Below are 25,609 nucleotides of genomic sequence, written 5' to 3'. Positions count from 1 at the left end.
CCCCATGCCGGTCATCGGATTCCACAACTCCCACGAGCAGGTCCACCCCGCGGAACTGCTGAAGGCCGTCCAGCACGCCGAGGAGGTGGGGTTCACCGCGGCGATGTGCTCGGACCACCTGACGCCCTGGAACCCGCGGCAGGGCGAGTCGGGATTCGCGTGGTCGTGGCTCGGCGCGGCCATGGCGACGACGTCGCTGCCGTTCGGCGCGGTGAACGCCCCGGGGCAGCGCTACCACCCGGTGATCGTCGCGCAGGCGATCGCGACGCTGGGTGCGATGTTCCCCGGCCGGTTCTGGGTGGCCCTCGGGAGCGGCGAGGCGATGAACGAGCACGTGACCGGCGACGTATGGCCGCGCAAGGAGCTGCGCGACGCCCGGCTGCGCGAGTGCGTCGCCGTCATCCGCGCGCTGCTCGCCGGCGAGGAGGTCAGCCACGACGGGCTGGTCACCGTCGACCGGGCCAAGGTCTACACGCTGCCCGAACTGCAGCCGGCGCTGATCGCACCGGCCGTCAGCGTCGCCACCGCGCGCAACGGCGCCGAGTGGGCCGACGGGCTGGTCACCATCAACCAGCCGCACGAGAAGCTGCGCGAGATGGTCACCGCCTACCGGGACGCCGGCGGTCAGGGGAAGCTGATCATCCAGGTGCACGTGTCCTGGGACCCCGATCCCGACCGGGCGCTGGCCCTGGCCCACGACCAGTGGCGCAGCAACGTCTTCCCGCCCCCGCTGTGCTGGGACCTGGACAGCCCCGAGGCGTTCGAGCAGGCCAGCGCGCACGTGACGCCGGAGGGGGTCACCGACTCCGTCCGGGTGTCCGCGGACCTGGGGCAGCACACCGCCTGGCTGCAGGAGTACCTCGAGCTCGGCTTCGAGGAGATCTACCTGCACCACGTCGGCAAGGAGCAGCGCCCCTTCCTCGACGCGTTCGGCGAGCACGTCCTCCCGGAGCTCGGCGTGACCGCGCCGGGCCCCGTCGTGGCGGTGCGGGCATGAAGATCACCGACACCAGCGACCTGTGGTGGAAGAACGCCGTCGTCTACTGCCTGGACGTCGAGACGTTCATGGACTGGAACGCCGACGGCATCGGCGACTTCGCGGGCCTCGCGCAGCGGATCGACCACCTCGCCGACCTCGGCGTGACCTGCCTGTGGCTGATGCCCTTCTACCCGACCGCCGAGCGCGACGACGGCTACGACATCACCGACTTCTACGGCGTGGACCCCCGTCTCGGCACGCACGGGGATCTGGTCGAGGTGATCCGGACGGCGAACGACCGCGGCATGCGGGTGATCGCCGACCTCGTCGTCAACCACACCTCGCGCAAGCACCCGTGGTTCCGGTCGGCGGAGTCGTCGAAGGACTCGCCGTTCCGCGACTTCTACGTGTGGCGCTCCGACCCGCCGCCGGACACCTCCGACCAGGTGGTCTTCCCCGACCAGGAGGACAGCATCTGGACGCTGTCGGAGAAGACCGGCGAGTGGTACCTGCACAAGTTCTACAAGGAGCAGCCCGACCTCAACGTCACGAATCCGCGGGTCCGCGACGAGGTCGCCAAGATCATGGGCTTCTGGCTCCAGGTCGGTCTCTCCGGCTTCCGCGTCGACGCCGTCCCCTTCTTCCTGGAGACGGCGGGCGCCGACGGCGGCGCGTTCCCCGAGCCGCACGACTACCTGCGCGCGCTGCGCTCGCTGGTCGGTCGGCGGTCGGGCAGCGGCGTGCTGCTGGGGGAGGTCAACCTGCCCTACGAGGAGCAGCTCCAGTTCTTCGGGGGCACCGACGGCGACGAGCTGACCATGCAGTTCGACTTCGTCGGCATGCAGGCGCTCTACCTGTCCCTCGCCCGGGGGGACGCGGGGCCGCTGTCCACCGCGCTCGAGGGGCGGCCGGCGCTGCACCCCGACTCCCAGTGGGCGACCTTCGTCCGCAACCACGACGAGCTGACCCTCGACAAGCTCTCCGACGACGAGCGCGCCGAGGTGTTCGCCGCCTTCGGCCCGGAGGAGACGATGCAGGTCTACGGCCGGGGGCTGCGGCGCCGGCTGCCCCCGATGCTGGACGGCGACCCGCGGCGGGTCCGGATGGTCTACAGCCTGCTGTTCTCGCTGCCGGGCACCCCGGTGCTCTTCTACGGCGAGGAGATCGGCATGGGGGAGGACCTGGACGCCGAGGGACGGCTCGCCGTCCGCACGCCGATGCAGTGGACGTCGGGCCGCAACGGCGGCTTCTCGCCCGCCGAGCCCCGGAAGCTGCCCGGGCCGGTGGTGAGCGGCGGCTTCGCCCCGGAGTTCGTCAACGTCGCCGACCAGCGCAACGACCCGGACTCGCTGCTGTCGTTCATGAAGCTGCTGATCCGCCGGTACCGGGAGTCGCCGGAGCTGGGCTGGGGCGGCTTCACGGTCCTGGAGCATCCGTGCCCGGAGGTGCTCGCCCACCTGTGCACCTGGGACGACGGCGCCCTGGTGGCGCTGCACAACCTCTGCCCGGAGCCGCGGACGGTGCCGCTGACCCTGGAGGACTGCGGCGCCGAGCACCGCCTCGTCGACCTGCTGCAGCCGGGCAGCGCGCCGCTGGACGAGCGCGGGCGGGTGGAGCTGCTGCTGGAGGGCTACGGCTACCGGTGGCTGCGGGTGGTCGGCGCGGACAGCCGCCGGCTGGTCTGATCCGGCGTCAGGTCAGCCGGCGGGCCATGAGGACGTCGTCGACGTAGCGGCCGCCGAGGAGGAACTCCTCGCGCAGCACGCCCTCGACCTCGAAGCCGGCCGACTCGTAGAGCGCGCGGGCCGCGGTGTTGCCGCCGAGCACGCGGAGGCCGAGCTTGCGCACGCCGCGGCGGGCGGCCTCCTCCGCGGCGGCGTCGAGCAGCTGCCGGGCGACGCCCCGGCGCTGCGCAGGCGGGTCGACCGCCAGGCCCTGGATGTGCAGGACGTGCTCGTTGGACGCCAGCGGGGTGGGCCGGCCGAACTGGGTGTAGCCGACGACTCCGCCGGCGTCCTCGGCGACCAGGACGTCGCCGGGCGGTCGGCGCTCGAAGAAGTCGGCGTCGTCGGCGGGCAGCGGCGCGACGGCGTTCTCCGGGGACCAGGTGGCGCGGTCGAGGAAGACCAGCCGTGGCCCGTCGGCGGGAACTGCGGGCCGGATGCGGATCACTCCCGCAGTCTGCCCGATCCTTCCGGCGCGGCATCACTGTGCGTCACCGGGCCACCGGGGCGGCCTCCCGCACCGGTGGGACGGCCGCGCCTAGCGTGGCGCGGGAGGTGATCAGACATGGATGAACGCAACGGAAGCACGACCACCGGCCCCGGCACCGCGGAGATCCCGGTGGTGCGACCCGCCGGGGCGTCGGCCGCGCCGAAGAGCGCCCGCAAGGCCGCGAAGGCAGCCGCGCCCGCGGCCACCCCGGCGGCCGCGCCCGACGCCGGCGTCCCGGTGGTGGCCCCGGCCGACGTCGCCGAGGCCGTCGCCGCGCCCGAGCCGGCCCCCGCCGACCGGGAACTGCCGCCGGGAGCGCAGCCGACCGCGCCCGTCAGCGTGCGGCCGTCGCCGCGCATGCCGCGCCGCGGCCCGCTGACCGTCATGGGCCCGTGGGCGCCCGTCGCCGGCGGACTGCTCGGCCTGGTGCTGGGCGGGATCGTCGCGGCCGTCCTGGGCGGGGTGGCGGAGAGCTACGACCAGCGGCTCTCGATCGTGTTCGTGGTGCTCGGCCTCGGCATGCTCGGCACCGCCGGCACGCTGCTCGCCGACGAGGTGCGCATCGTGCGCCAGCAGGCCCGCGACGCCGTCGTCCGCCCGCAGTGGGTGGAGGCGACCGCCGGCCTGGTGAACGGCCTGACCCCCGCGCGGCTGCTGACGCTGGCCAGCGTCGTCGTCCTGGTGCTGGCTGCGTACGTCGGCCGGGGCTGACTTCCCGACTGCGCGCTCAGCGGGGTTCCCCTGACCCCGGAACCCCGCTCAGCGCGCACTCGAGCGGCTATCCGTAGGCCTGGATGCCCAGGTGGACGGCCAGCCCGAGCCCGGCGACGGCGATGACCGTGCGCAGGGCCTTCTGCGGGGCGCGGCGCACCACGCTCGGCCCGATCCGGCCGCCGACGAGGAACCCCAGCGCGAGCGGCAGCGCCGCCGACCACGCGACGTCGGTCAGCACGATGAACCCGATGGCCGCGACGCCGTTGGCCACGCCGAGGACGGCGTTCTTCATCGCGTTGCCGCGGGGGAGGCCCTCGCCGGTGGTGAGCAGGTACATCGCGAGCAGCAGCACGCCGGCGGCCGCGCCGAAGTAGCCGCCGTAGATGCAGACGGCGAAGGTGCCCAGCGGCAGCCAGCGCGGATCGGGCGCCGGGTGTTCCGCGCCCTCGGCGGCCAGCTCGCGCGCCGGGCGCTGCACGAGGATCGCCGCCGAGGCGCCGGCGATCAACCACGGGACGATCCGCTCGAACGCCTCCGTCGGCGTGAGCAGCAGCAGCGCCATGCCGGTGGCACCGCCGAGGACGGCGGCGATCAGCAGCGGCCGCAGCCGCCGGCCCTGCCCGCGCAGCTCCGGCCGGGAGGCGCTCACCGAGCCCACCGCGTTGAGCACCAGCGCCACGGTGTTGGTGACGTTGGCGGTGACCGGCGGGATCCCCGTGGCCAGCAGCGCCGGGTAGCTCACCAGCGAGGCGAGGCCGGCGATGCTGCCGGTCAGGCCGGCGCCGATGCCGGCGAGCACGAGGAAGCCGAGCTCGAGGGGGCTCATCGGTTCAGCAGCACCCCGATCGCGATCAGCCCGAGGACGACGATCGCCGTCCGCAGCACGGGTTCGGGCAGCCGGCGGCCGTAGCGGGAGCTCACGTACCCGCCGACGAGGGATCCGGCCGCGAGCAGCCCGGCCGCCGTCCAGTCGACCCGGTCGGTGGCGACGACGACGTAGGCACCGGCGGCCACGGTGTTCACGGTGAGGGTGAGGACGTTCTTGAGCGCGTTGAGCCGCTGCAGCGACTCGCGCAGCAGCAGCCCGAAGATGCCGATCTGCAGCACGCCCTGGCTGGCCGCGAAGTACCCGCCGTAGGTGCCGGTCAGGTAGGCGCCGCCGAAGAGGGCGGCCTTCCGGCCCGGGCCGACGTGCTGCTCGACCTCGTCGGGGGAGCGGCGGTGGGCCAGCGCGCGCTGCACCAGCGGCTGGACGGCGACGAGGGTGACGGCCAGGCCGATGAGCACCGGGACGACTGCCTCGAAGGTCGAGGCGGGCAGGTGCAGCAGCAGGAACGCGCCCGTGAGCCCGCCGAGGATCGAGGCGGGCAGCAGGCCGAGCAGCCGCCGGCCCTGGCCGCGCAGCTCGCGGCGGTAGCCGAAGGCGCCCGAGGCGTTGCCGGCGATCAGGCCGAGGGAGTTGCTGATGGTGGCCGGCACCGGTGGGATGCCGACGGCCAGGAGGACGGGGAACGAGACCAGCGTCCCCGAGCCGACGACGGCGTTGATCCCACCGGCCGCCAGCCCCGCCGCGAGGACCGCGACCATCTCCCACCCGCTCATGCCCGCATCGCGGCGAGCCTCGCACGGAGGCGGCCGGCACTGCCGCGCACCGAGGAGTCGATCAGCTCACAGTTCGCCTAGTACCGCGGCACGCAGCTCACCGTGGCTTCAGCAGTTGCCCGAACAGCTCCGTGTACTGCACCAGCGACCGCGTCCCGAGGTAGTTGGCGGTGACCCGCAGGCGGCCCGCGCGGCCGATGCCGGCAGCCCGGGCGCCGTCGCCCACCAGGCCGGAGACGGCGCTGCCGTACGCGGCCAGATCCGCCGGGTCGTCGACGAGCAGTCCGGAGTGGGGATGCTCGATCTGGTCCTGGATCCCGCCGATGCGGCTGGCCACCACCGGGCGGGACTTCCACATGGCCTCGGCCACCGTCAGCCCGAAGCCCTCGGCGATCGACTTCTGCACGATCACGTCGGCGCGCCGCTGCAGCGCGTTCACCATCGCGGCGTTCTCCTCCAGATCCGCCATCGGCAGCGACACGAGGTGGACCCGCTCCTGTGCCGCGGCCGGCAGCCGGGCGAACAGGTCGCGGGCCTCGTCGAGAACCTGCTGGCCTTCCGGGTCGTCGGCGACCGCCTCGACCGACGGCCCGGCGTAGACCAGGTGCGCGTCGGTGTGCGGGACGACGTGCTGGACGAAGCCGGAGATCACACCCAGCGGGTCCTTGAGCCGGTCCCAGCGCGACACCTGCAGCACCACGGGGTCGGTCCTGGTCAGCGGGCGGCCCTCGTCGATCTCGGCCCGGCGCTCCACGCGCCCGGGGGACCCGTCGATACGCGTGAAGCCGGCCTCCGCGAGGTGCCTGCCGTCCTGCTGGAGCCCGCCCACGGCGAGGACGGCCTCCACGGTGTCGTCGGTCAGCGTCTGGTTCTTGGCCGAGAACGCGTCGATGGACGGCGGGATGAGCACCGTCCGGGCGGGATCCAGGTCCGCCCAGACGTACTGCGGGCGGGAGAACACATAGGCGTCCGCCTGGCGGACGTAGCCGCGCAGGAAGTTCCACGCCTGTGTCGCGACCGGGCCGGGCCGGTCGATGCCGACGTGGCACCGCCAGACCACCGGGACCCCGAGCGCCTTGAGGACGGGGATCATGCCCGCCGTCTGGGGGTCGTGGAGCAGCACCACGTCGTCGGGGGAGACCCGCCCGGCGAACTCCTCGGCGTTGGCCCGCGTCGTCGCCTCGTACACCTCGCGCGCGGCGTCGTCGAGCGCCAGGCCGTCACCGGCGGCCCCGTGCAGGAAGTTGTGCAGCCGCTTGGTGACGGTGAAGAACTCCGGACGGCCGGAGATGACCTCCCACCGTGCGTCGACGCCCTGCCCACGGGCGTAGGCCAGCAGGGACTGCACCATCTCGGCGACCCCGCCGCCGCGCGCGGTGGAGTTGACGTTCCACAGCGCCCGGCCGGCGAACAACTCGCGCGCCCAGCGAGCGTGGTCGAGCACCGAGCGGTACGTCTGCGCGTCCAGCACCGGCTCGAAGCGCTGGAGGGGGATCGAGGCGACCGGCACCGATGTCAGCCTGGGCATGCCCCGAACGGTAGGTCCGGCGCGGCTTCTCGTGTGGACCGCGCATCCCGGAGCCGACGACGGTCCCTTGATCACCTCACACCCACGGTGGGTGAGAGCGCTCGAGGACCAGCCCTCGGCGTGCGGTGATCTTCGGCCACGCGTTCGCGCGTGAACGCGGTGACGGGTCAGTCGTTGCAGCGTCCGAGCAGGATGTACGAGGGGTCGCCGGCCACGCCGACGGCGTACAGATCGCCTCCCCCGGCCGCCGAGGAGTACACGCTCGGCTGGTCCTCGTCCCCGACCACTTCCGCGCGGCTGAACGCCCGCATGGCGTCGATCTGCTCCGCGTACCCGCGCATGACCGGAAGCAGGTCGCCGGTCACCCGGATCATCGCCTCCCAGCCACCGGTGGCGCACGTCGACGGGAACGGGTCGAAGACCAGCTCGCTCCCCTCCACGATCAGGAGCGGATCGTCCTCGTTGACCGCCAGGTCGGGGGCGACCACCTCGGCGTCCGTGAGCGGTGCGACCGGGCCGTCCTCGACGGGTGAGCGGGGGGCGGTCGGCGCCCCTGAGAATTCGCCGCCCGAGATCTCCAGGTAGCCCGAGCCATCCGGTTCGGCGAGGCCGCGAAGGCTCATGGACCTGTAGGGCGGGCCGTCGCTCTCGTCGATATCGGAGCCGTAGGCGGAGCACTCGACCTCGAACGGCGTGTCCTCGCCGACGGAGCTGTTCCACCTCTCGGGGTCGTCGCTGCACCACTGACCGTCCGGCCACCACCCGGGCGCCGTGACCGGATAGCCGAGTTCCCCGGCCTGCCGGGCATAGCCCTCGAAGACACGCTCCATGTCCTCGTCGACACGGAGGAACACGTGCAGACCCTCGTCGCCGGAGGGGAACACCGTGCCGACCAGGCCGGACCCCGGCTCGATCTCGAACCCGTCGGCGAGCGCACCACTCGTGCGCACGACCTCCTCGGGCTCGTCGGAGCTGCACCCGCCGAGCGCCAGGACGCACGCCGCCGCCAAGACTGCCCCCATCGCGTGGTTGGCCTGCGTCATGCCTCCGCCGCAGGGGGCGCCGTCGGCGCAGGGAGCGCGCTCCGGTGGCGGGCGCGGCGCAGCGGCACCAGCACCGCCGCGGCGATCACGGCGACGACGACCAGCCAGGGCAGGAGGACGCCGAGGACGACCACGGCCGCGCCGCCGGCGGAGACCAGGGACTTCCACCCGGTGCCGAGCGCGTCGACGAAGCCGTCCGGGCCGCCCGGCGGGGCGACGCCGGGCTGCTGCAGGTGCAGGCGCAGCGTGGACAGCTCCACCTGGTCGGCGAGGAACCCGCGCTGGGACTGCAACGACTCCAGCTGTTCCTGCCGCCCGGACAACGCGCCTTCGGCCGCCAGCAGGGCCTCGACGCTGCCCGCCTCGTCCATCAGGGCCTGCAGCCGGGCCACCGACGTCTGCAGCGCCGAGATCCGCGCGTCGAGGTCGACCGTCTGCCCGGTCACGTCCGAGCGGGACACTGACACGCTGGCCACCTCGCCGAGGTCCTCGAGGTCGGCGAGGACGTCGGTCAGCGCGTCCGAGGGCACCCGCACCACGAGGTCGGCGGAGGAGCCCTCGTCGTCCCCGGTCGCCGCGTACTCGGTGCGCTCGTCGACCCGTCCGCCGGCGGACTCGACCTGCTCGCTCACCTCCTGGGCGGCGTCGGCCGGATCGTCGACGACGAGCGACGCGCTCGCGGTGGTGATCACCTGCCGCTCGTCGACGGCATCGCCCTGGCCGCCGCCTTCGTCAGCGACGGCCCCCGCACCTCCGCCGTCCGCGGTGCTGCTCGACTCGTCGCTGGACGTGCCGCCGCAGCCGGCGACCAGAACCAGGGCCAGGGTCACGGCTGCGCTGCCGAGAAGGCGCCTCATGGCGGGACCGTAGGGCTACCGGTACGCCGCCGACCAGCATCGATGCCCGATCGTGACGCAGCAGCGGGACTGCGTGCCAGGTCTGCGCGCTGTGTCCCTGAGGGCGGCCTTAGGGACAGCGACCCAGTTGCGTCCTCGGGCCTCCACCCTGTGTCGCCAACGCTGACTGCTGTTCTGCGTGTGATGCTCGCGCCATGAGCCAGACGTACGGATCGCTCGACTTCGAGCGGGAGATGTACTGGGCCGTGCATGAGGAGGAGTGCCTGGCCTACCTCGCCAAAGGTGTCACGGACTACCTAGGCCCAGGTCTACTCGACGTCCACGGCCCGTGGGAGCCGTCCGCCTGCTCGGCACGCCTTCTCGACTGGTTCGACCGGGGACTCATCGAGTTGTATGACGACCGCGAGGGGCATCCAAGCTATCGCCCCGATCGCCCCGGTCACCCCAGTACTCGTAACGGACCCACGGGGATCATCCCCTGCGCCAGGGCGCGGATGCTGCTTGAGGCTTGGGCTGACTGGAGCGAGAGCGACGAGACTTGGCTCTGCACCCGGCTCGTATCGACGGACCGAGGGGAACAGGAACTTCAGGAGCCGGTAGGGCCGATCGTCTGAGATTGCCTGACCGTTTGGTGTCCCAAAGTGGGCCGCTCAGAGACAGCAGCCAGCCCTGCGATCGACCGTCCGCCACTACCCTTGCCCGGCGGTCGCATCGTCAAGGGCCTATGGGAACGCAGGCGCTCGCACCACCTCGGTGGCGCGAGTAACTCGCATAGCGAGCGAGCCGGTTCGAGTCCGGCATTCGGTGCGACCGCGCTTGCGTGTCAGCGACGGTGCGGCCTCTCGGCCGTTGGAGAGGACCGGCTAGCCAAGCGGACACGCCGTTGCCCCTGAGCGGGCCGCTCTGACACACCTCGTCAAGCGGTGAGGACGTTCCCGCGAGAACGTGGTCAAGCCGAATACCTTGACCGCGCTTCCGCGGGAGCGTTCCGCGACGCCCTGAGTCTCCCGGGCGTCGTGCCTACGGTCCGCCCGAGCGCGAGAAGGCCCGGGCGACGTCGTCCGCGGTGGTGAGGAGTTCGACGACCAGGGCGACGCCGACGAGGAGCACCATCGCCAGGCAGCCGAGCCAGGCCCACCACGCCACTCTCGCCATCCCGGTCAACCCGTGCTCGATCGGGAGCGCGTCGTCGACCGGACCGCTCGTCTGCAGGTCGAGCCAGCGGTTCAACTCGGCGCACTCGGCGACCCCCACGGACGGCCCGTCGAGCTGTCCCACCTGGTACACGACGGCAGTGAGCGTCCGGCCGCTGGTGAGAATGACTCGTAGACCCGACTGCCTGAACGCCCCGTACGGGGGCGGCGGCTCGAAGCCGGCCACGTCGCCCGCCGGCACGGATCGGTTCCCCCGGAGTCCTCGCACCGTCACGCGGCCCGGCGTCACGATCAGTGCCGTGCGCACCAGCCGGTAGGCGACCAGCAGCCCCAGGGCGAAGAGGCCAACACCGAGGGCTCGCGCGCCTGATGGGTCGGTGGCTGCGATCTCGCTGCCCAGCCCCGCGGCGATGACCGACGCCATGAACAGGACCAGGGCGGCCAGCACCGTCCGGCTCCGTCGGGTGTAGACCCGGCGAAGGCCGTCCGCGCTCACCCGCACGGCGGGCGAGCGGGGCGGATCGGAGGGCTGCGCGCCCGCGCCGTCCACCGGGGTCAGTCCTTGCGGCCGGCGTCCACGAGGCGGAGAACCGCCGAGCCCTCCTCGTCGGAGGCCTCCAGGTCGACCTCGACGTCGAAGCCCCAGTCGTGGTTGCCGTCCGGGTCGTCGAGGATCTGCCGGACCTTCCAGACGCCGGGCTCGGACTTGTCCCAGATGAGCATCGCGGGCCCGCGGGCGTCGCCACCGGTGTTCAGCTCGGCGTGCTCGGCGAAGTACCCGCGCACGACCGGCTCCCAGCGGTCGGCGTCCCAGCCCGAGCCCTTGTCCAGCTCGCCCAGGTCGTACCAGCGGCGGCGGGCGATGAGCTCGACCCGGCGGAACAGCGCGTTGCGCACCATCGCGGTGAACGCCCGCTCGTTGCCGGTGAGGGGACGAGGCCGGGCCGGCACGGCGACCTCGGCGATCGGCCCGTCGTCCGGATTGGTCAGCGACTCCCACTCGTCCAGCAGCGAGGAGTCGACCTGGCGCACCAGCTCGCCCAGCCACTCGACGAGGTCGGTGACCTGCTCGGTCCGGGCGTCGGCCGGCACCCCCGACCGCAGCGCCTTGAACGCATCGGACAGGTAGCGCAGCACGGCACCCTCGGAGCGGGTCAGCCCGTAGGTGTTGACGAACTCGCGGAAGGTGAACGCCCGCTCCCACATCTCGCGGACGACGGCCTTCGGCGACAGGTGCGCGTCGGCCGCCCACGGGTTGGTGCGCACGTACACCTCGAAGGCCGCGTCGAGCAGCTCCTCGAGCGGCTTGGGGTAGGTCACCTCCTCGAGCAGCTCCATGCGCTCGTCGTACTCGATGCCCTCGGCCTTCATCTGCGCGACGGCCTCGCCCTTGGCCTTGTTCAGCTGCGCGGCGAGGATCTGCCGCGGGTCGTCCAGCGTCGCCTCGATCACGCTGACGACGTCCACCACGTAGGTGTCGCTCTCCGGGTCCAGCAGGTCGATCGCGGCCAGCGCGAACGTCGACAGCGGCTGGTTGAGCGCGAAGTCCGGCGGCAGGTCCAGCGTCAGGTCGTAGCGGCGGCCGTCGGGCTCCGGCTCGGGCAGCCGCTCCAGGACGCCGGCCTGCAGCAGCGACCGCGCGATCCCGATCGCCTCGCGGATCAGCTTGAGCTGCTTCTTGCGCGGCTCGTGGTTGTCGGTGAGCAGCCGGCGCATCGCGACGAACGGGTCACCGGGCCGGTCGACGACGTCGAGGACCATCGCCGTCGACACCCGCATGTTGCTGGTCAGCTTTTCCGGCTCGCCCTCGACCAGCCGATTCATCGTCGCCTCGCTCCACGGCACCATGCCGTCGGGCACCTTCTTGCGCACCAGCTTGCGGCGCTTCTTCGGGTCGTCGGCGACCTTGGCGAACTGCTTGAGGTTCTCCACCTCGTGCTCCGGCGCCTGGACGACGACGGTGCCCGCGGTGTCGTAGCCGGCCCGCCCGGCGCGGCCGGCGATCTGGTGGAACTCGCGCACCTGCAGCAGGCGCGTGCGGACGCCGTCGTACTTGGACAGCGCGGAGAACACGACCGTGCGGATGGGCACGTTGATGCCGACGCCGAGCGTGTCGGTGCCGCAGATGACCTTGAGCAGCCCGGCCTGGGCCAGCTGCTCCACCAGGCGCCGGTACTTCGGCAGCATCCCGGCGTGGTGGACGCCGATGCCGTGCCGGACCAGCCGGGACAGCGTCGTCCCGAAGGCGGAGGTGAACCGGAAGCCGCCGATCATGTCGGCGATCGCGGCCTTCTCCTCCTTGCTGCACACGTTGACGCTCATCAGGGCCTGCGCCCGCTCGAGAGCGGAGGCCTGGGTGAAGTGGACGACGTAGACCGGCGCCTGCTTGGTGTCCAGCAGTTCCTGGATCGTCTCGTGCATCGGAGTCGTCGCGTAGTAGTGGTGCAGCGGCACCGGGCGCTCGGCGTTGGCGACCAGCGCGGTCGGCCGTCCGGTGCGGCGGGTGAGGTCCTCGCGCAGCGTCGTGACGTCGCCGAGGGTGGCGCTCATCAGGAGGAACTGGGCCTTGGTGAGCTCCAGCAGCGGCACCTGCCAGGCCCAGCCGCGGTCCGGGTCGCCGTAGAAGTGGAACTCGTCCATGACCACGAGCGCGTTGCCCACGCCATCGGTGCCGCCGCCCTCGCGCAGCGCGACGTTGGCCAGGATCTCCGCGGTGCAGGCGATGATCGGCGCGCCGGCGTTGACCGACGCGTCACCGGTGAGCATGCCGACGTTGGCCGCGCCGAAGACGCCGCAGAGGGCGAAGAACTTCTCGCTGACCAGCGCCTTGATCGGGGCGGTGTAGTAGCTGCGTCGTCCCGCGGCCAGGGCCGCGTACTGCGCTCCGGTGGCCACCAGCGACTTGCCCGAGCCCGTCGGTGTCGCGAGGACGACGTTCGCGCCGCTGACCAGCTCGATCAGCGCCTCCTCCTGCGCCGGGTAGAGCGTCGTGCCGTTCGACTCGGCCCAGGCGGCGAAGTCGGCGAACAGCTCGTCGGGGTCGGCGCCCTTCGCGCGCAGCGCGGCCAGGTCGTCGACGTCGTCGAGCAGGGGAGGGGCAACGGTCCCGGTCATGCGGCGATCTCGGTCATCAGGGGGACAAGCGTGCCCGACGGCCCGGACGTTCCCGCGACCCCGTGCCGTGCGGGCCGGGCGACGGGACAGGGGTGACGGCAGGGGTGACGGAATGTTGCGGAACGAGAGAAATCCGGTAGAAAGGTGGAAGGTGAACAGCAGGTGAACAGGAAGTGGACACACGATGCGTACGCAGGACTGCCCGGAATGCCGGTGGGTGCAGGTCGTCGACGGCACCGGTCGTCGTCGGTTCGAGATGCGCTGGCAGCTGCCGTCGCCGGCTGTGAGCGCGTCCGCCGTTCCGCTGTCCCGCGCCGCCTGAGCCCGATCGGCAGGTTCCCCGCACGCCTCGGCGGGTAGCGCGCGGAGGCCGGTCCCGGTGAGCACGCACCCGGGCCGCCCCGCTCAGCGCCCCGGAGGAGAGCCATGTCGTCGCCCCGCCCCGAGTCCCAGCCCGCCCAGCAGCAGACCCCGCCCGGCACGCTCGGGGAGATGGACCCGAAGCCCGACCACGGCGAGGAGAGCTACCAGGGCTCCGGCCGGCTCGCCGGCAAGAAGGCGGTCATCACCGGGGGTGACAGCGGCATCGGCCGCGCCGTCGCCATCGCCTTCGCCCGTGAGGGCGCCGACGTCCTGATCTCCTACCTGAGCGAGCACGAGGACGCGCAGGACACCGCGCGCCACGTCGAGCAGGCCGGGCAGAGGTGCGTGCTGGTGCCCGGCGACCTCGCCGACCGCGCGCACGTCAGGACGATCATCCCGACGGCGGTCGAGGAGTTCGGCCGGGTCGACATCCTGGTCAACAACGCCGCGTTCCAGATGACGCACCCGACGCTGGAGGAGATCTCCGACGACGAGTGGGACCACACCGTCGCGGTCAACCTGTCGGCGATGTTCCTCCTCTGCAAGGCCGCCATCCCGCACATGCCGTCGGGCGGCTCGATCATCAACTCCTCGTCGGTGAACTCCGACATGCCCAGCCCCGACCTCGCGGCCTACGCCATGACCAAGGCCGGCATCGCCAACTTCACCGCGAGCCTGGCGCAGATGTACGCGGACAAGGGCATCCGGGCCAACAGCGTCGCCCCCGGCCCGATCTGGACGCCGCTCATCCCGGCCACCATGCCGCCGGAGAAGGTGGAGAGCTTCGGCGAGCAGGTCCCCCTGGGCCGCGCCGGGCAGCCCGCCGAGCTCGCCCCGGTGTACGTGCTGCTGGCCGGCGACGAGGCGTCCTACGTCTCCGGGGCGCGGATCGCGGTCACCGGCGGCAAGCCGATCCTGTAGGCGTGCGGGGCGACCGGGTCACCCGGCCGCCCCGAGCGCAGGGGGCACGTGGGAGGGCCGGGACAGCTGTGTCGCGGGTGGTGCGCACAGACACCGATACCGGGCCGCGTCGATTACCGTCCGTTCGGCTGTCCTGCCGTCGCGTAGTCGTGTGGTGACAGCGCGTCCGACCACTGCGGCCGACGACGCGAAGACCCGGCTGTCCCACTGCCACTCCAGGCTCCGAGGGGCGCCCCGCGACACCCGAGGAAGTCCATGCGAGGAAGCGTCCTGGCACCCCAGGCGGACGAGGCCGACGCCACCGTCCGGATGCCGGCAGTGCGCCACGACGGGCCCGGGACCGCGCCGACGGCGGGAACCCCCGCGCCGGCCTTCCGCGCCGACATCCAGGGTCTGCGGGCGGTGGCCGTGGGCCTGGTCGTCCTCTACCACGCGGGGCTGCCCGGTCTCACCGGTGGCTTCGTGGGCGTCGACGTCTTCTTCGTGATCTCGGGCTTCCTCATCACCCAGGGTCTGGTCCGCGAGCTCGAGGCGCGCGGCACCGTCTCCCTGAGGAGCTTCTACGCCCGCCGTGCCCGACGGATCCTCCCGGCGGCCACGGTGACGCTGCTCGCGGTGGGCGCCGCGGCCGTCGTGCTGCTCCCGCGGACGCAGTGGGTCCAGATCGGGCGCGACCTCCTGAGCAGCGCCGGCTACCTGGTCAACTGGGACCTGGCCGACCGCGCCGTCCAGTACTCGGCCCGGGACCAGGCGGCCTCCCCCCTGCAGCACTTCTGGTCGCTGGCGGTGGAGGAGCAGTTCTACCTGATGTGGCCGCTGACGATCCTCGCGGTCGTCGTCTCCGTCCGCCTGCTGCGGCGGCGCTCCGGTTCGGCGCACCTCGGGATGACCCGCCGGCACCTGTGGCTGCCGCTGGCGCTCATCGCCGTCCCCTCGCTGGCGTGGTCGGTGCACCTGACCGCGGCCGACCCGGGCCCGGCGTACTTCGTGACGACGACCCGCGCCTGGGAGCTCGCGCTGGGCGCGGGGCTCGCCGTCCTGCCGGCGACGGCCGTCCTCGGCGGGGTGCTCGCCCGCGTCGTCGGCTGGGCCGGACTCGGCCTGATCCTGCTGGCCGCCACCACGTTCGACGGGGCCACGGTGTTCCCGGGCGCGGCCGCCCTGCTGCCCACGCTGGGCGCGGTGGCCGTGCTCGCCTCGGGCCTGTCCGGCGCCCCCCGGACCCAGAACCCACTGCTGTGCACCCGCCCGCTGGGCTGGGTCGGCGGCCTGTCGTACTCGCTGTACCTGTGGCACTGGCCGGTCCTGGTCATCGCCGCGGGGGTCACCGGTGAGCCGTTGCAGACCTGGCAGGCGCTCGCCCTGGCCGTCCTCTCGGTTCTCCCGGCCTGGCTGAGCCTCCGGCTCGTGGAGCAGCCGGTGCTCGGCGCCCGGACGCTGCGCGGCGACGACGGCCGCACGTTGCAGCTCGGCGCGCTCTGCATGCTGATCGCGATCGTCGCCGGCCTCCTGCTCCAGCACGCCGTGCTGCGGCAGGGCCAGAGCGGAGCGGCCGCGGTTCCCGGCGACGCGGCGGGCGGCCCGTCGCCGACGCTCGGCGCCGGCGCGCTGGCCTGGGATCCGTCCGCGGGTGAGCCGAGGGACTCCTTCCCCTCGATCGTGCCCACGCCGGTGCAGGCCGCCGTCGACTGGGCGCCCGTCGCGCGCCCGGAGTGCACCGTCGACCAGGCGGCCAACCAGACCGTCCGCTGCTCGCTCGGCGACCGGAGCAGCGACACCACCATCGCGCTCGTCGGGGACTCGCACGCCGAGCAGTTCATCGCCGCCGTCGAGGGTCTCGCGGAGGCCAACGCCTGGCGCCTGGACGTCTACACCCGGGGTGCCTGCCCGTTCGCGGCCGTGACGGTGGATCTGGAGGCTGCCGACTACACCGGATGCGACGAGCGCAACGCGGAGCTGACGCGGACGCTCCTGGCCGATCCACCGGACGTCGTCCTGACGGGGACCTCGCGGTACCTCGTGCGTCGCGACGGGCAGAGCCTCGGGCTCGAGGAGAGCAAGCCGCTCATGGAGCAGGGTTTCCGGGATGCGTGGGAGCCGCTGGTGCAGGCCGGCATCCACGTCCTGAGCATCCGCGACCTCCCGCGGCCGGACATCCTGGTGCCCGACTGCGTGGAGCAGCACTCCGACCGGCTGACCGAGTGCGCGGTCGAGCGGGCACCCATCCTGTGGGAGGACGCGCCGGAGGTCACGGCGGCCGAAGGGATGAGCGGTGTCGAGGTCATGGACCTGACGCCGTGGGTGTGTCCCACCGACCGGTGCCCCGCGGTCATCGGCGGGACGATCGTCTACCGGGACGGCAACCACCTGACCGCCACCTACTCGCGCACGCTCGCCGGTGCCTTCGGGGCACGGCTGGGCAACGTCCTCGGCTGATCCCGGGGCAGTTCTAGGGTCGGGCGGTGCTCGAGGACGCGGCGACGACGGGCCTGGCCACCTGGCGTGATCCCGCGTGGCGGGCGGACGCCCTGGCCTGGGCCGGCGAGCAGCTGGGCCGTGCCGGGCTCGCCGTCGACGGGGAACCGGAGCAGCCGCACATCCGCATCTGGTCGACGGCGTTCCGGCTGCCCCTGCGCGGCGGGGGAGCGGCGTGGCTCAAGGCGCCCGGCGCGGGCTCCGCCTCCGAGGTCCGGCTCTCCGGAGCGTTCGGCCGCTGGGTGCCCGACGCGGTGCTGGTGCCGCTGGCCACCGACCCCCCGCGCCGGCTGCTGCTCCTGCCCGACGGCGGCGAGCGGCTGCGCACCCACGGCAGCGACGCCGCCACCTGGGCCGCGCTGCTCCAGGCCTACGCCGCACTCCAGCGCGAGCTGGTCCAGCACGCGGGGAAGCTGCTCGAGCTGGGTGTGCCCGACCTCCGGCCGGCCGCGCTCCCGGGGCTGGTGGCCGACCTCCTCGACGACGACGACGCGCAACTCACCGGTCGGCCCGGAGGCCTGGACCCGGCCGTCCGCGCGCGGGTGCGGGCCGACCTCCCCGCCTACGCCGCCGCCTGCCGCGAACTGGCCGCAGGCGTGCCGGCCACCGTGCAGCACGACGACCTGCACGACGGCAACGTGTTCGTGTCCGGGGACCGGTACCGGTTCTTCGACTGGGGCGACGCCTCGGTCGCCCACCCCTTCCTGAGCCTGCTGGTGGCGCTCGCCTCGGCCACCCGCGTGCTCGGGCTGCCCGCGGGGTCACCCGTCCTGCGGCGGCTCCGCGACGCCTACCTCGAACCCTGGTCGGATGCCGGCAGCCGGCGGGAGCTGCGCGAGCAGTGCGACCTCGCGCTGCGCGTGGCACCGCTGGCCCGGGCGCTCACCTGGCGGCGGATCCTGCGCGGCGTGCACCCGGACGAGCGGGGGGACTGGGCCGCCAGCGTGCCCGAGTGGACCGCCGAGCACCTCGCACCCGGGCCGCTGGCCGCGGCGCCGTCGTGACCCTCGGCCAGACTGTGCGCATGCCCGCCGTCGACGACGCCGCCGGTGACCTGCCGGTCACCGGGTCCCTCGTCGTGCCCGCGGCCGCGCTGTCGTGGCGGTTCTCGCGGTCGTCGGGGCCCGGCGGGCAGGGCGTCAACACCGCCGACTCGCGGGTCGAGCTGTCGGTCGCGCCGCTGGAGCTGCCCGGCCTGACGGATCCGCAGCGGGCACGGCTGGGCCAGCGGCTGGGGGACCGGCTCGTCGACGGCGTCCTGACCATCGCGGCCAGCGAGCACCGCCAGCAGCTGCGCAACCGGCAGGCCGCCCGCGAGCGGCTGGCCGCCGTGCTGCGCGCCGCGCTCGCCCCGCCGCCCCCCGCCCGGCGCCGCACCAAGCCGACCCGCGGCTCGAAGGAGCGGCGGATCGAGGCGAAGAAGCAGCGCGGCCAGCTGAAGAAGCAGCGCGGCGGCTGGGACTAGGCCCCGTACCAGCGCAGCACCCGCAGGGCGCGCAGCGTGTTCCAGCGGCTCGGCATGCCGTCGCCGTCCTCCAGCGGGAAGTGGACCGCGCCCGGATGGGTGTTCTCCAGCAGCCAGGTGCCGTCGGGCTGCTGCTTGCTCCGGACCAGCGCGACCGCGTCGTCCAGCCGAGGGTCCGGCTCGCGCCCGGCCGCGCGGAGGTGCTCGAGCCCGCGGAGGACGTCGTAGTGCCAGCGGGGCGGGAAGGAGAAGGTCAGGTAGGCGGGGTCGGCCACCTCGCCGGTGCTGCGCCGCCGGAACAGCGAGCGCTCGAGCAGGTACTCCTCGCCGCGCCGCCGGGCGACGGCCACCGCCGGGCTGCCGTGCCCCGCCCGCTCGTGCGCCAGCAGCCCCTCCAGCACGTTGATGGTCGAGTGGAACGACGACCGGACCGACCCGTGCTCGGCCCAGCAGTTCCAGCCGCCGTCGTCGAGCTGGTCGCCGAGCAGCCGGGCGACGACGTCGTCCACGTCCTCGCCCAGCCAGGCGCCCACCGCCACCGTCCGGCCGTTGATGCAGGACTCGACCTCGCCGTCGAAGAACCGCTCGGCGTCGTACTCCCAGCGGCAGTTCTCCCGCACCAGCGCCGCCGTCTCGCGGGCGGCGGCAGACCGCGGATCCAGGCCGAGGTCGCGCAGCAGCACCAGCGTGGGCAGGGTCGCCGTCCACGGCTGGCCCTCGTCCTCGACCCGCTCCCAGCCCATGGCGGGGAAGCAGGCGCCACCCGCCCACCGACCGTCGGCGTCCCGGAGCGCGAGCAGCCGGGCGCCCCAGCCCTCGGTGGCCACCCTGGCCCGTTCGGCGGCGACGACGTCCGCCGGTGCGTCGCACAGGTCGCGCAGCACCTGCCAGCGGATCGCCGGATCGCCGTCCAGCAGCCACTCCTGCACCGTCATGGCCGCCGAACGTAGTGCGCGGACGTCCTCGCGGAAACTCCTCGGTTCAGCTGAGCCGCTGCTGCAGGTGCACGGTGACCTCCTCGCCGGCCCGGCTCTTGCCGATGGCCGAGCAGATCGCCGCGCGCAGTGGCAGCCAGTGCGGTCCGGTGCCCGACGGCATGAGGGTCGCGGCGAAGGCGTGCCCGTCGGCGGTGCCGGTCACCTTGACGGCGCGCCGGGTGCCCAGCGCCTCGGCCGAGTCCGGGACGACCAGGTAGGTGGGGAAGGCGCCGTCCTTCTCGATGGGGGCGGTGAAGTGCAGGTCGAGCGTGCGGGGGGTGGTCATGCCTCCATCGACCGCGGGGGCGGCGACAACTCATCGATGCGCCGTCCGAGGAATGCGCGCTCGCGCTCGTTGCCGGCCAGGGCGAGTGCCTGGCGGTAGGCCGCGACGGCGTCGGCCGGCCGGTCCAGCCGGCGCAGGAGGTCCGCGCGCACGGCCGGGAGCAGGTGGGAGCGGGGCAGGTCGAGCTGCTCGACGAGTGCCAGGCCCGCTGCCGGGTCGGTCAGCTCGGCGACCGCCACCGCGCGGTGGAGGGCGACCACCGGGCCGGGTGCCAGTGCCAGCAGCTGGTCGTAGAGCGCCACGACCTGCGCCCAGTCCGTGGCGGCGGCCGTGGGGGCGTCGCTGTGCACGGCGGCGATCGCGGCCTGCACCTGGTAGGTCCCGGGTCGGTTCCGGCGCAGGCAGCGGCGGACCAGTTCCTGCCCCTCGGCGATCAGCGCCCGGTCCCAGCGCGTGCGGTCCTGGTCGGCGAGCAGCACCAGGTCCCCGTCGGCCGACGTCCGGGCCGGGCGCCGGGAGGCCGTGAGCAGCATGAGCGCCAGCAGGCCGGTGACCTCCGGCTCGTCGGGCATGAGCTCGGCCAGCAGCCGGCCCAGCCGGATCGCCTCGGCGCAGAGGTCGTCGCGCACCAGGTCGGCGCCATCCGAGGCGGCGTACCCCTCGGTGAAGACCAGGTAGACGACGGCGAGCACCGCGGGCAGCCGGTCGGGCAGCTCGGCCTCCGTCGGCACCCGGTAGGGGATGCCGGCGTTCCGGATCTTGGCCTTGGCGCGCACCAGCCGCTGCGCCATCGTCGCCTCGGGCACCAGGAACGCCGCGGCGATCTCCGGCGTCGTGAGGCCACCGAGCAGCCGCAGGGTCAGCGCGACCCGTGCCGGGACCGCGAGCGCCGGGTGGCAGCAGGTGAAGACCATCCGCAGCCGGTCGTCGGTCACGGGTCCCTCCTCGCGGGGTGGGGAGTCGTCGCGGAGCCGCGCCGCCTGCACGTACCGCTCGGTGCGGGTGCTCTCGCGCCGCATCCGGTCGATGGCGCGGTTGCGGGCGGTCGTGACGATCCAGCCCGGCGGGCTGGGTGGGATGCCGTCGGCCGGCCAGCGGGCCAGCGCCGTCACGAAGGCGTCCTGGACCGCCTCCTCGGCGGCGTCGATGTCGCCGAGGAGGCGGGTGAGGACGGCGACCGCGCGGCCGGAGTGCTCGCGGAAGACGCGCTCGATCTCCGGTAGAGCCATCGCGCTCATCCGGCGCCGTCGTAGAACGGCCGCACCTCGATGGGGATGGTGGTGGCGCCCACGAGCTTTCGGCCCCACGCCAGCGCCGCATCGAGGTCGGGGGCGTCGATGACCGAGAAGCCCCCGACGTGCTCGGTGCCCTCGATGAACGGGCCGTCGGTCACGAGCACCCCGCCGTCGCCGGGGCGCAGGGTGGTGGCCGTCGAGGGCGGGTGGAGGCCGCCGCCGAAGACCCAGACGCCGGAGTCACGCATCTCGTGGTGGACCGCGTCCACGTCCGACATGATCTTCTCCAACGCTCCCGGCGCCAAGCCCGGGCCGGTGCTCGGTTCGACGACGGTCAGCAGGTAGCGCGGCATCTGGTTCCTCCTCGGTCCGGCCGGCCAGGTGCCGGCTCGCACCCCTTGTACGAACCGATCCTGCCGGGATCGACAGCCGTGAGGGAGAGAACTCAGCCGCCGTCGAGCATCGCGCCGAGGATGCGGGCGCCCTCGCCGAAGCGGGAGGGCTCGGGGCCGGCGAAGCTGAGCCGCAGGAACGGCGCCGTCGGCTCGGCCGGGAACCACTCCGTGCCCGGTGCGAGGACCACTCCGGCGGCCTCGCAGTCCGCGATCAGCCGGGACAGGTCGGTGTCGTCGGGCAGCCGCGCCCAGAGGTGCAGCCCGCCCGCCGGGACGTGCTCGACGAGCACCTGCGGCGCGTGCTCGGCGAGGGAGGCGACCAGCAGGTCGCGGCGGGCTCGCAGTTGGGTGCGCAGGCCGCGGAGGTGCCGCTCCCACGCAGGCTGGGTGACGACGTCGAGGACGGCGGCCTGCAGCAGCCCGCTGACGTACATCGACTCCGCCGCCCGGTCGGCGAGCAACCGGTCGCGGGCGGCGCCGCGCGCGACGATCGCGGCGACGCGGAGGGCTGGGGAGACGCTCTTGGTGAGCGAGCGCAGGTGGACGACGTGCCCGGACTCGTCGGAGGCGGCCAACGGGGTGGGCGTGGTGGTGATGCCGAAGTCGCGTGCCCAGTCGTCCTCCAGCAGGAAGGCGCCGTGCGTCCGGACGACGTCGAGCACCTGGCGGGCGCGCTCGGGCGACCACTGCGCGCCTGTGGGGTTGGCGTAGTTCGGCTGCGCGTAGAACAGCCGGGCGCCGGTCTCGGCGAAGGCGCGGGACACCTCCTCCGGATCGGGGCCCTCCCCGCCGCTGGGCACCGGCACGATCCGCACGCCGGCGCGGGTGGCGGCCTGGATCGCGCCCCAGTAGGTCGGCGACTCCATCAGCACCGGCTGCCCCGGACCCGCCAGGGCGCGGAAGGCGGCACTCAGCCCGCTCTGACTGCCGGGCAGCACGATCACGTCCCGCGGCGTCGGCGGGGGGACGTCGGCCGCGGTGACCGCGCGCAGCTCGGCGGCGAACCACGCCTGCAGCTCGGGCAGGCCCGCGGCCGGTGGACGCGACAGCGCGGCGTCGCTGCGCGCCGCCCGGACCAGCGCGGCCCGCACCAGCCGTTCGGGCAGCAGCTCCCGGTCGGGGAACCCCGAGTGGAACGCGATCACGTCGTTCGGCGTGCTGCGCAGCGCGGCGGGCATGCCGGGCGACGGCGCGGCGGGGGAGCGCAGGGCCGCGGTCTGCCAGCCGTAGTCCGCCGGGCGTGCGGCCCGGACCGCGCGGACGAACGTGCCGACGCCGGGGCGGGTCTCGATCAGCCCCTGCCCGGCCAGGGTGCGCAGCGCCTTCTGCACGGTGACCGGGCCGGCCTGGTGACGGGTGGCCAGGACGCGGGTGGGCGGCAGCTGGGCGCCGGGCGGCGCGGTGGAGATCCAGGCCCGCAGCTCGCGGGCGATCCTGTTCCCGCTATCGTCACCCATGTCGACGCAGGATAGCGCTACCGCCTCCCGTTCCCTCGCGATACCGGCACCCCCACCGGCTGCCGGGCTGGCCTGGGGCCTGCTCGGAGTGCTCGCCTTCTCGTTCACGGTGCCGTTCACCCGTGTCGCGGTGGACGGGCTCGCGCCGCTGTTCATCGGGTCCGGCCGGGCGGTGGTCGCCGCCGTCCTGGCCGGGGTGGCCCTGGCGGTCACCCGCCAGCGCCGGCCGAGCGGCGCCCAGTGGGCCCGCCTCGCCGTGGTGGCCGGCGGTGTCGTGGCCGGCTTCCCGCTGCTGACGTCGTTCGCGCTGACGACGACGCCGGCGAGCCACGGCGCCGTCGTCATCGCGCTGCTGCCCGCGGCCACGGCGGTCGTCGCCGTGCTCCGGACGGCCGAGCGGCCGCCGACGGCGTTCTGGATCGCGACCGCCGCCGGCGCGCTCGCCGCCGTGGGCTTCGCCGCGGGGTCGTCGGGGAGCCTCGGGTCGCTGCACCGGGCCGACCTGCTGCTGTTCGGGGCGGTCCTCGCGGCCGCGGCCGGCTACGCCGAGGGGGGCCTGCTCGCCCGGGAGCTCGGCGCGTGGCAGACGATCTCGTGGGCGCTGGTCCTCGGCCTGCCCGTGACCGGCGCCCTCGCGCTGGTCTCCGCGGTGCAGGAGCCACCGACCGGCACGCCGGGCCAGTGGGCCGCCTTCGGCTACCTCGCGTGCATCAGCATGTTCCTGGGGTTCTTCGCCTGGTACCGGGGCCTGGCGATCGGCCCGATGGCGCGGGTCAGCCAGATGCAGCTCGTGCAGCCGGTGCTGACCCTCGTCTGGGCCGGCCTGCTGCTGGGGGAGCACCTCTCGGCCGGCACGCTCCTCGGCGGGGTCGCCGTCATCGCCTGCGCGGGGCTGGCCCTCCGCGTGCGGTCCGCCCCGCCCGCGACGCCGAGCCGGTGACCCGCGCGCGTCGGAAGGTCTCCGTTCGGCGGCAATCGGGTTGCGGCCTGGAGCGGCTTGCTGGCCGGCCACCACGATGAGCGCGTGACCGCTCGCGGCTGGGCTCCGCTCCTCGCGCTGCTCGTGCTCGCCACGTCCGCGTGCGGCAGCGACGACCACGAGCGGTTGCTGACCGGCGACCACGACGGGCTGCAGGCGGGGTGGGAGCGCGACCAGGAGCTTCCGGCATCGGTGATCCGGATCTACGAGGGCGAGACCCACTGCGACATGGACAGTGCCCTGATCCTGGAGATCCACTGGCCGCCGGACGGCGGCACCGAGAACGCCGGGCACTCGTTCGTGCGCGACCCCGAGGGGGTCTTCGCCGAGCGCACCGACGGGTCGTTCGATCCCGATGCCGAGCTGCCCGACGACGCGATCACCACCGGCTGGCAGCACGGCACCGGGGTCGCACTGTGGCTGGCGGACGACTTCTCGACGGCCTACGCCGTCGACGGGGACAGCGTCGAGGCGTGGCCGGCCCTCACGAGCGGCTGGATCTGCGCCTGAGCGGGCCCGGCGGCGGTCAGCCGGCGGCGACGTCCCCGCCGTCCGCCCGCGACCGGGGCACCCGCCCCATCAGGTAGAACTCCTCGTTCGGCATGGTGGCGGTCAGGTGCACGAGCCGATTCGACATCGCGAAGAACGCGCTGATGGCGCCGACGTCCCAGATGTCGTCCTGGGTCAGGCCGTGCGCGTGCAGCGACTCGAGGACCGCAGGCGTCACCGTCCACGGCTCCCGCGTGAACCGGATGGCGACGTCGAGCACGGCGCGCTGCCGGTCGTCGATCTCCGCCTTGCGCCAGTCGGTGGCCACCTGGTCGGCGAGCCGCGGGTTGCGGGCCCGGATGCGGAGGATCGCGCCATGGGCGACGACGCAGTACAGGCAGCGGTTCTCCGCGCTGGTGGCGACGACGATCAGCTCCCGGTCCGCCGTGGGGAGCCCCGGGGTGTCCTTGTCCATGAGCGCGTCGTGGTAGGCGAAGAACGCCCGCCACTCCGCGGGACGGCGGGCCAGGCTGAGGAAGATGTTCGGCACGAAGCCGGACTTCTCCTCGACCTGGTCGAGGCGGGCGCGCAGGTCGTCGGGCAGCGAGTCTCGCGGGGGGACCTCGAACATGACCGCGACCCTAGGGCGCACGAGGTCAGCGCGGCAGGGGCTGCCGGGCCACCACCCACAGGGGGAGCTCGTCGTCGGAGGTCCGCAGCTCCTCGGTGACCTCGAACCCGAAGCCGCGCAGGAAGCGCACGTTGGCCCAGGAGAAGACGGCGGCAGCCGCCACCTCCTGCATCGTGTCGCAGCGGACGACGACCGGCGCGAGCACGGCCGCAGCGAGCCCGCGTCGGCGGGACGACGGCCGCACCCCGAGGTGGGCCAGCCACCAGTGCGGCTCCGACGGCCGGGCGGCGCCGACCAGGGCGTCGGTCTCGGCCACGATCCGGGCGCGACTGCCGGCGATGTGGGGGAGCTCCTGCGCCAGCGCCCGGGCGACGTCGTCCGGCAGCGGCGCGGTGCCCGCCGGCGGCTGCCAGGCGGCGACGGCGTCGACGTCGTCGGTGACCCAGGTGCTGCCGGTCGCCACCCCGCGGTGCCCGGCGTCCAGCTCGTGCAGTCGGGTGAGCCGCTGCATCCGGCCGTCGTCGGGCAGCGCCCAGCGGGTCCAGCGGGAGTCGGCCAGCGCGACGGTCAGCGTGGCGGCGATGCGGGGGACGTCGCGGTTCTCGGCCGGGCGGACGTCGGGGCCCTCCTCGTCCGGGTCGTCGATCCGCCGGATGGTGGGTCCTGGGGTCACCCCGGCATTCGACCACGCCCCGGACGCGACGACGGGGGCCGCCCCCGGGAGGGACGGC

Annotated in this window: 25 protein-coding genes; 10 read left to right on the top strand and 15 right to left on the bottom strand. The window is 73.8% G+C overall.

What is annotated here, in order from left to right; genetic code table 11:
• Positions 1-4: 4 nt before the first annotated feature.
• Both CRP29_RS16025 and CRP29_RS16020 read left to right on the top strand, forming a co-directional pair.
• The gene (locus CRP29_RS16025) at positions 5-997 is read left to right on the top strand and encodes a TIGR03885 family FMN-dependent LLM class oxidoreductase (protein WP_097196093.1); all 993 of its coding nucleotides are present in this window, start codon (positions 5-7) and stop codon (positions 995-997) included.
• Positions 994-2,664: an alpha-amylase family protein gene (locus CRP29_RS16020; protein ID WP_097196092.1), complete on the top strand. Its 1,671-nt coding sequence runs from the start codon at positions 994-996 to the stop codon at positions 2,662-2,664. Before CRP29_RS16025 ends, CRP29_RS16020 begins: the two co-directional genes overlap by 4 nt.
• 7 nt (positions 2,665-2,671) lie before the next feature.
• Here CRP29_RS16020 and CRP29_RS16015 read toward each other — a convergent pair whose 3' ends face one another.
• Positions 2,672-3,151, bottom strand: coding sequence for a GNAT family N-acetyltransferase (locus CRP29_RS16015; RefSeq protein WP_097196091.1), 480 nt, complete (start codon positions 3,149-3,151; stop codon positions 2,672-2,674).
• A 117-nt stretch (positions 3,152-3,268) separates the two neighbouring features.
• On the opposite strand from CRP29_RS16015, the gene CRP29_RS16010 reads away from it, so the two are divergent.
• On the top strand, positions 3,269-3,904 hold the full coding sequence (locus CRP29_RS16010) for a hypothetical protein (RefSeq protein ID WP_097196090.1): 636 nt from the start codon (positions 3,269-3,271) through the stop codon (positions 3,902-3,904).
• A 67-nt stretch (positions 3,905-3,971) separates the two neighbouring features.
• Here the strand turns inward: CRP29_RS16010 and CRP29_RS16005 are convergent, their stop codons facing one another.
• The 5 genes from CRP29_RS16005 to CRP29_RS15985 form a co-directional block, all read right to left on the bottom strand.
• Positions 3,972-4,733, bottom strand: coding sequence for a sulfite exporter TauE/SafE family protein (locus CRP29_RS16005; protein WP_097196089.1), 762 nt, complete (start codon positions 4,731-4,733; stop codon positions 3,972-3,974).
• Positions 4,730-5,509, bottom strand: coding sequence for a sulfite exporter TauE/SafE family protein (locus CRP29_RS16000; protein ID WP_097196088.1), 780 nt, complete (start codon positions 5,507-5,509; stop codon positions 4,730-4,732). Before CRP29_RS16000 ends, CRP29_RS16005 begins: the two co-directional genes overlap by 4 nt.
• Before the next feature lie 97 nt (positions 5,510-5,606).
• On the bottom strand, positions 5,607-7,037 hold the full coding sequence (locus tag CRP29_RS15995; RefSeq protein WP_097196087.1) for a glycosyltransferase: 1,431 nt from the start codon (positions 7,035-7,037) through the stop codon (positions 5,607-5,609).
• A 167-nt stretch (positions 7,038-7,204) separates the two neighbouring features.
• A complete protein-coding gene (locus CRP29_RS15990) occupies positions 7,205-8,080 on the bottom strand; it encodes a hypothetical protein (protein WP_097196086.1) in 876 nt (291 codons plus the stop codon).
• Positions 8,077-8,937, bottom strand: a complete 861-nt coding sequence (locus tag CRP29_RS15985) for a DUF4349 domain-containing protein (protein WP_097196085.1) — start codon at positions 8,935-8,937, stop codon at positions 8,077-8,079. Before CRP29_RS15985 ends, CRP29_RS15990 begins: the two co-directional genes overlap by 4 nt.
• Positions 8,938-9,131: 194 nt before the next feature.
• Here CRP29_RS15985 and CRP29_RS15980 point away from each other — a divergent pair, with 194 nt between their 5' ends.
• The gene (locus CRP29_RS15980; RefSeq protein ID WP_097196084.1) at positions 9,132-9,551 is read left to right on the top strand and encodes a hypothetical protein; all 420 of its coding nucleotides are present in this window, start codon (positions 9,132-9,134) and stop codon (positions 9,549-9,551) included.
• Positions 9,552-9,957: 406 nt separating this feature from the next.
• Here the strand turns inward: CRP29_RS15980 and CRP29_RS15975 are convergent, their stop codons facing one another.
• Complete coding sequence (locus CRP29_RS15975) at positions 9,958-10,641, bottom strand: hypothetical protein (RefSeq protein ID WP_097196083.1); 684 nt, start codon at positions 10,639-10,641, stop codon at positions 9,958-9,960.
• Positions 10,642-10,646: 5 nt separating this feature from the next.
• Positions 10,647-13,205, bottom strand: a complete 2,559-nt coding sequence (locus CRP29_RS15970) for a DEAD/DEAH box helicase (protein ID WP_097196082.1) — start codon at positions 13,203-13,205, stop codon at positions 10,647-10,649.
• Between the two features lie 426 nt (positions 13,206-13,631).
• Between CRP29_RS15970 and CRP29_RS15965 the strand changes: the two genes are divergently transcribed.
• The 4 genes from CRP29_RS15965 (at position 13,632) to arfB (ending at position 18,429) form a co-directional block, all read left to right on the top strand.
• Positions 13,632-14,489 carry a glucose 1-dehydrogenase gene (locus tag CRP29_RS15965; RefSeq protein ID WP_097196081.1) on the top strand — a complete coding sequence of 286 codons (858 nt, stop codon included), beginning with the start codon at positions 13,632-13,634 and terminating at the stop codon, positions 14,487-14,489.
• A gap of 255 nt (positions 14,490-14,744) precedes the next feature.
• Positions 14,745-16,925 carry an acyltransferase family protein gene (locus CRP29_RS15960; RefSeq protein ID WP_097196080.1) on the top strand — a complete coding sequence of 727 codons (2,181 nt, stop codon included), beginning with the start codon at positions 14,745-14,747 and terminating at the stop codon, positions 16,923-16,925.
• 26 nt (positions 16,926-16,951) lie between these two features.
• On the top strand, positions 16,952-17,968 hold the full coding sequence (locus CRP29_RS15955) for a phosphotransferase (protein ID WP_097196079.1): 1,017 nt from the start codon (positions 16,952-16,954) through the stop codon (positions 17,966-17,968).
• Between the two features lie 20 nt (positions 17,969-17,988).
• Complete coding sequence (gene arfB, locus CRP29_RS15950) at positions 17,989-18,429, top strand: alternative ribosome rescue aminoacyl-tRNA hydrolase ArfB (RefSeq protein ID WP_097196434.1); 441 nt, start codon at positions 17,989-17,991, stop codon at positions 18,427-18,429.
• Here the strand turns inward: arfB and CRP29_RS15945 are convergent.
• From CRP29_RS15945 to CRP29_RS15925, 5 genes are all read right to left on the bottom strand, one after another.
• Positions 18,426-19,364, bottom strand: coding sequence for a hypothetical protein (locus CRP29_RS15945; RefSeq protein WP_097196078.1), 939 nt, complete (start codon positions 19,362-19,364; stop codon positions 18,426-18,428). The genes arfB and CRP29_RS15945 overlap by 4 nt on opposite strands.
• Positions 19,365-19,410: 46 nt before the next feature.
• Complete coding sequence (locus CRP29_RS15940) at positions 19,411-19,692, bottom strand: DUF1905 domain-containing protein (RefSeq protein ID WP_097196077.1); 282 nt, start codon at positions 19,690-19,692, stop codon at positions 19,411-19,413.
• Positions 19,689-20,930 (bottom strand): RNA polymerase sigma factor, encoded by a 1,242-nt coding sequence (locus CRP29_RS15935; RefSeq protein ID WP_097196076.1) that lies wholly within the window; start codon positions 20,928-20,930, stop codon positions 19,689-19,691. The genes CRP29_RS15940 and CRP29_RS15935 overlap by 4 nt, the downstream gene beginning before the upstream one ends.
• Positions 20,927-21,280 carry a YciI family protein gene (locus CRP29_RS15930; protein WP_097196075.1) on the bottom strand — a complete coding sequence of 118 codons (354 nt, stop codon included), beginning with the start codon at positions 21,278-21,280 and terminating at the stop codon, positions 20,927-20,929. The genes CRP29_RS15935 and CRP29_RS15930 overlap by 4 nt, the downstream gene beginning before the upstream one ends.
• Before the next feature lie 92 nt (positions 21,281-21,372).
• On the bottom strand, positions 21,373-22,779 hold the full coding sequence (locus tag CRP29_RS15925) for an aminotransferase-like domain-containing protein (RefSeq protein WP_097196074.1): 1,407 nt from the start codon (positions 22,777-22,779) through the stop codon (positions 21,373-21,375).
• On the opposite strand from CRP29_RS15925, the gene CRP29_RS15920 reads away from it, so the two are divergent.
• Complete coding sequence (locus CRP29_RS15920; RefSeq protein ID WP_097196073.1) at positions 22,778-23,719, top strand: DMT family transporter; 942 nt, start codon at positions 22,778-22,780, stop codon at positions 23,717-23,719. The genes CRP29_RS15925 and CRP29_RS15920 overlap by 2 nt on opposite strands.
• An 84-nt stretch (positions 23,720-23,803) precedes the next feature.
• Positions 23,804-24,268 carry a hypothetical protein gene (locus tag CRP29_RS15915; RefSeq protein ID WP_097196072.1) on the top strand — a complete coding sequence of 155 codons (465 nt, stop codon included), beginning with the start codon at positions 23,804-23,806 and terminating at the stop codon, positions 24,266-24,268.
• Between the two features lie 16 nt (positions 24,269-24,284).
• Here the strand turns inward: CRP29_RS15915 and CRP29_RS15910 are convergent, their stop codons facing one another.
• Both CRP29_RS15910 and CRP29_RS15905 read right to left on the bottom strand, forming a co-directional pair.
• A complete protein-coding gene (locus CRP29_RS15910; RefSeq protein WP_097196071.1) occupies positions 24,285-24,878 on the bottom strand; it encodes a peroxidase-related enzyme in 594 nt (197 codons plus the stop codon).
• A gap of 25 nt (positions 24,879-24,903) precedes the next feature.
• On the bottom strand, positions 24,904-25,551 hold the full coding sequence (locus tag CRP29_RS15905) for a GNAT family N-acetyltransferase (RefSeq protein WP_097196070.1): 648 nt from the start codon (positions 25,549-25,551) through the stop codon (positions 24,904-24,906).
• Positions 25,552-25,609: the final 58 nt, after the last annotated feature.

Source organism: Blastococcus aggregatus (assembly GCF_900221005.1).
Classification (GTDB): Bacteria; Actinomycetota; Actinomycetes; order Mycobacteriales; family Geodermatophilaceae; genus Blastococcus; species Blastococcus aggregatus.
The sequence above is the reverse complement of the archived record's forward strand: the minus strand, read 5'-3'. Positions and strand labels throughout refer to the sequence as shown.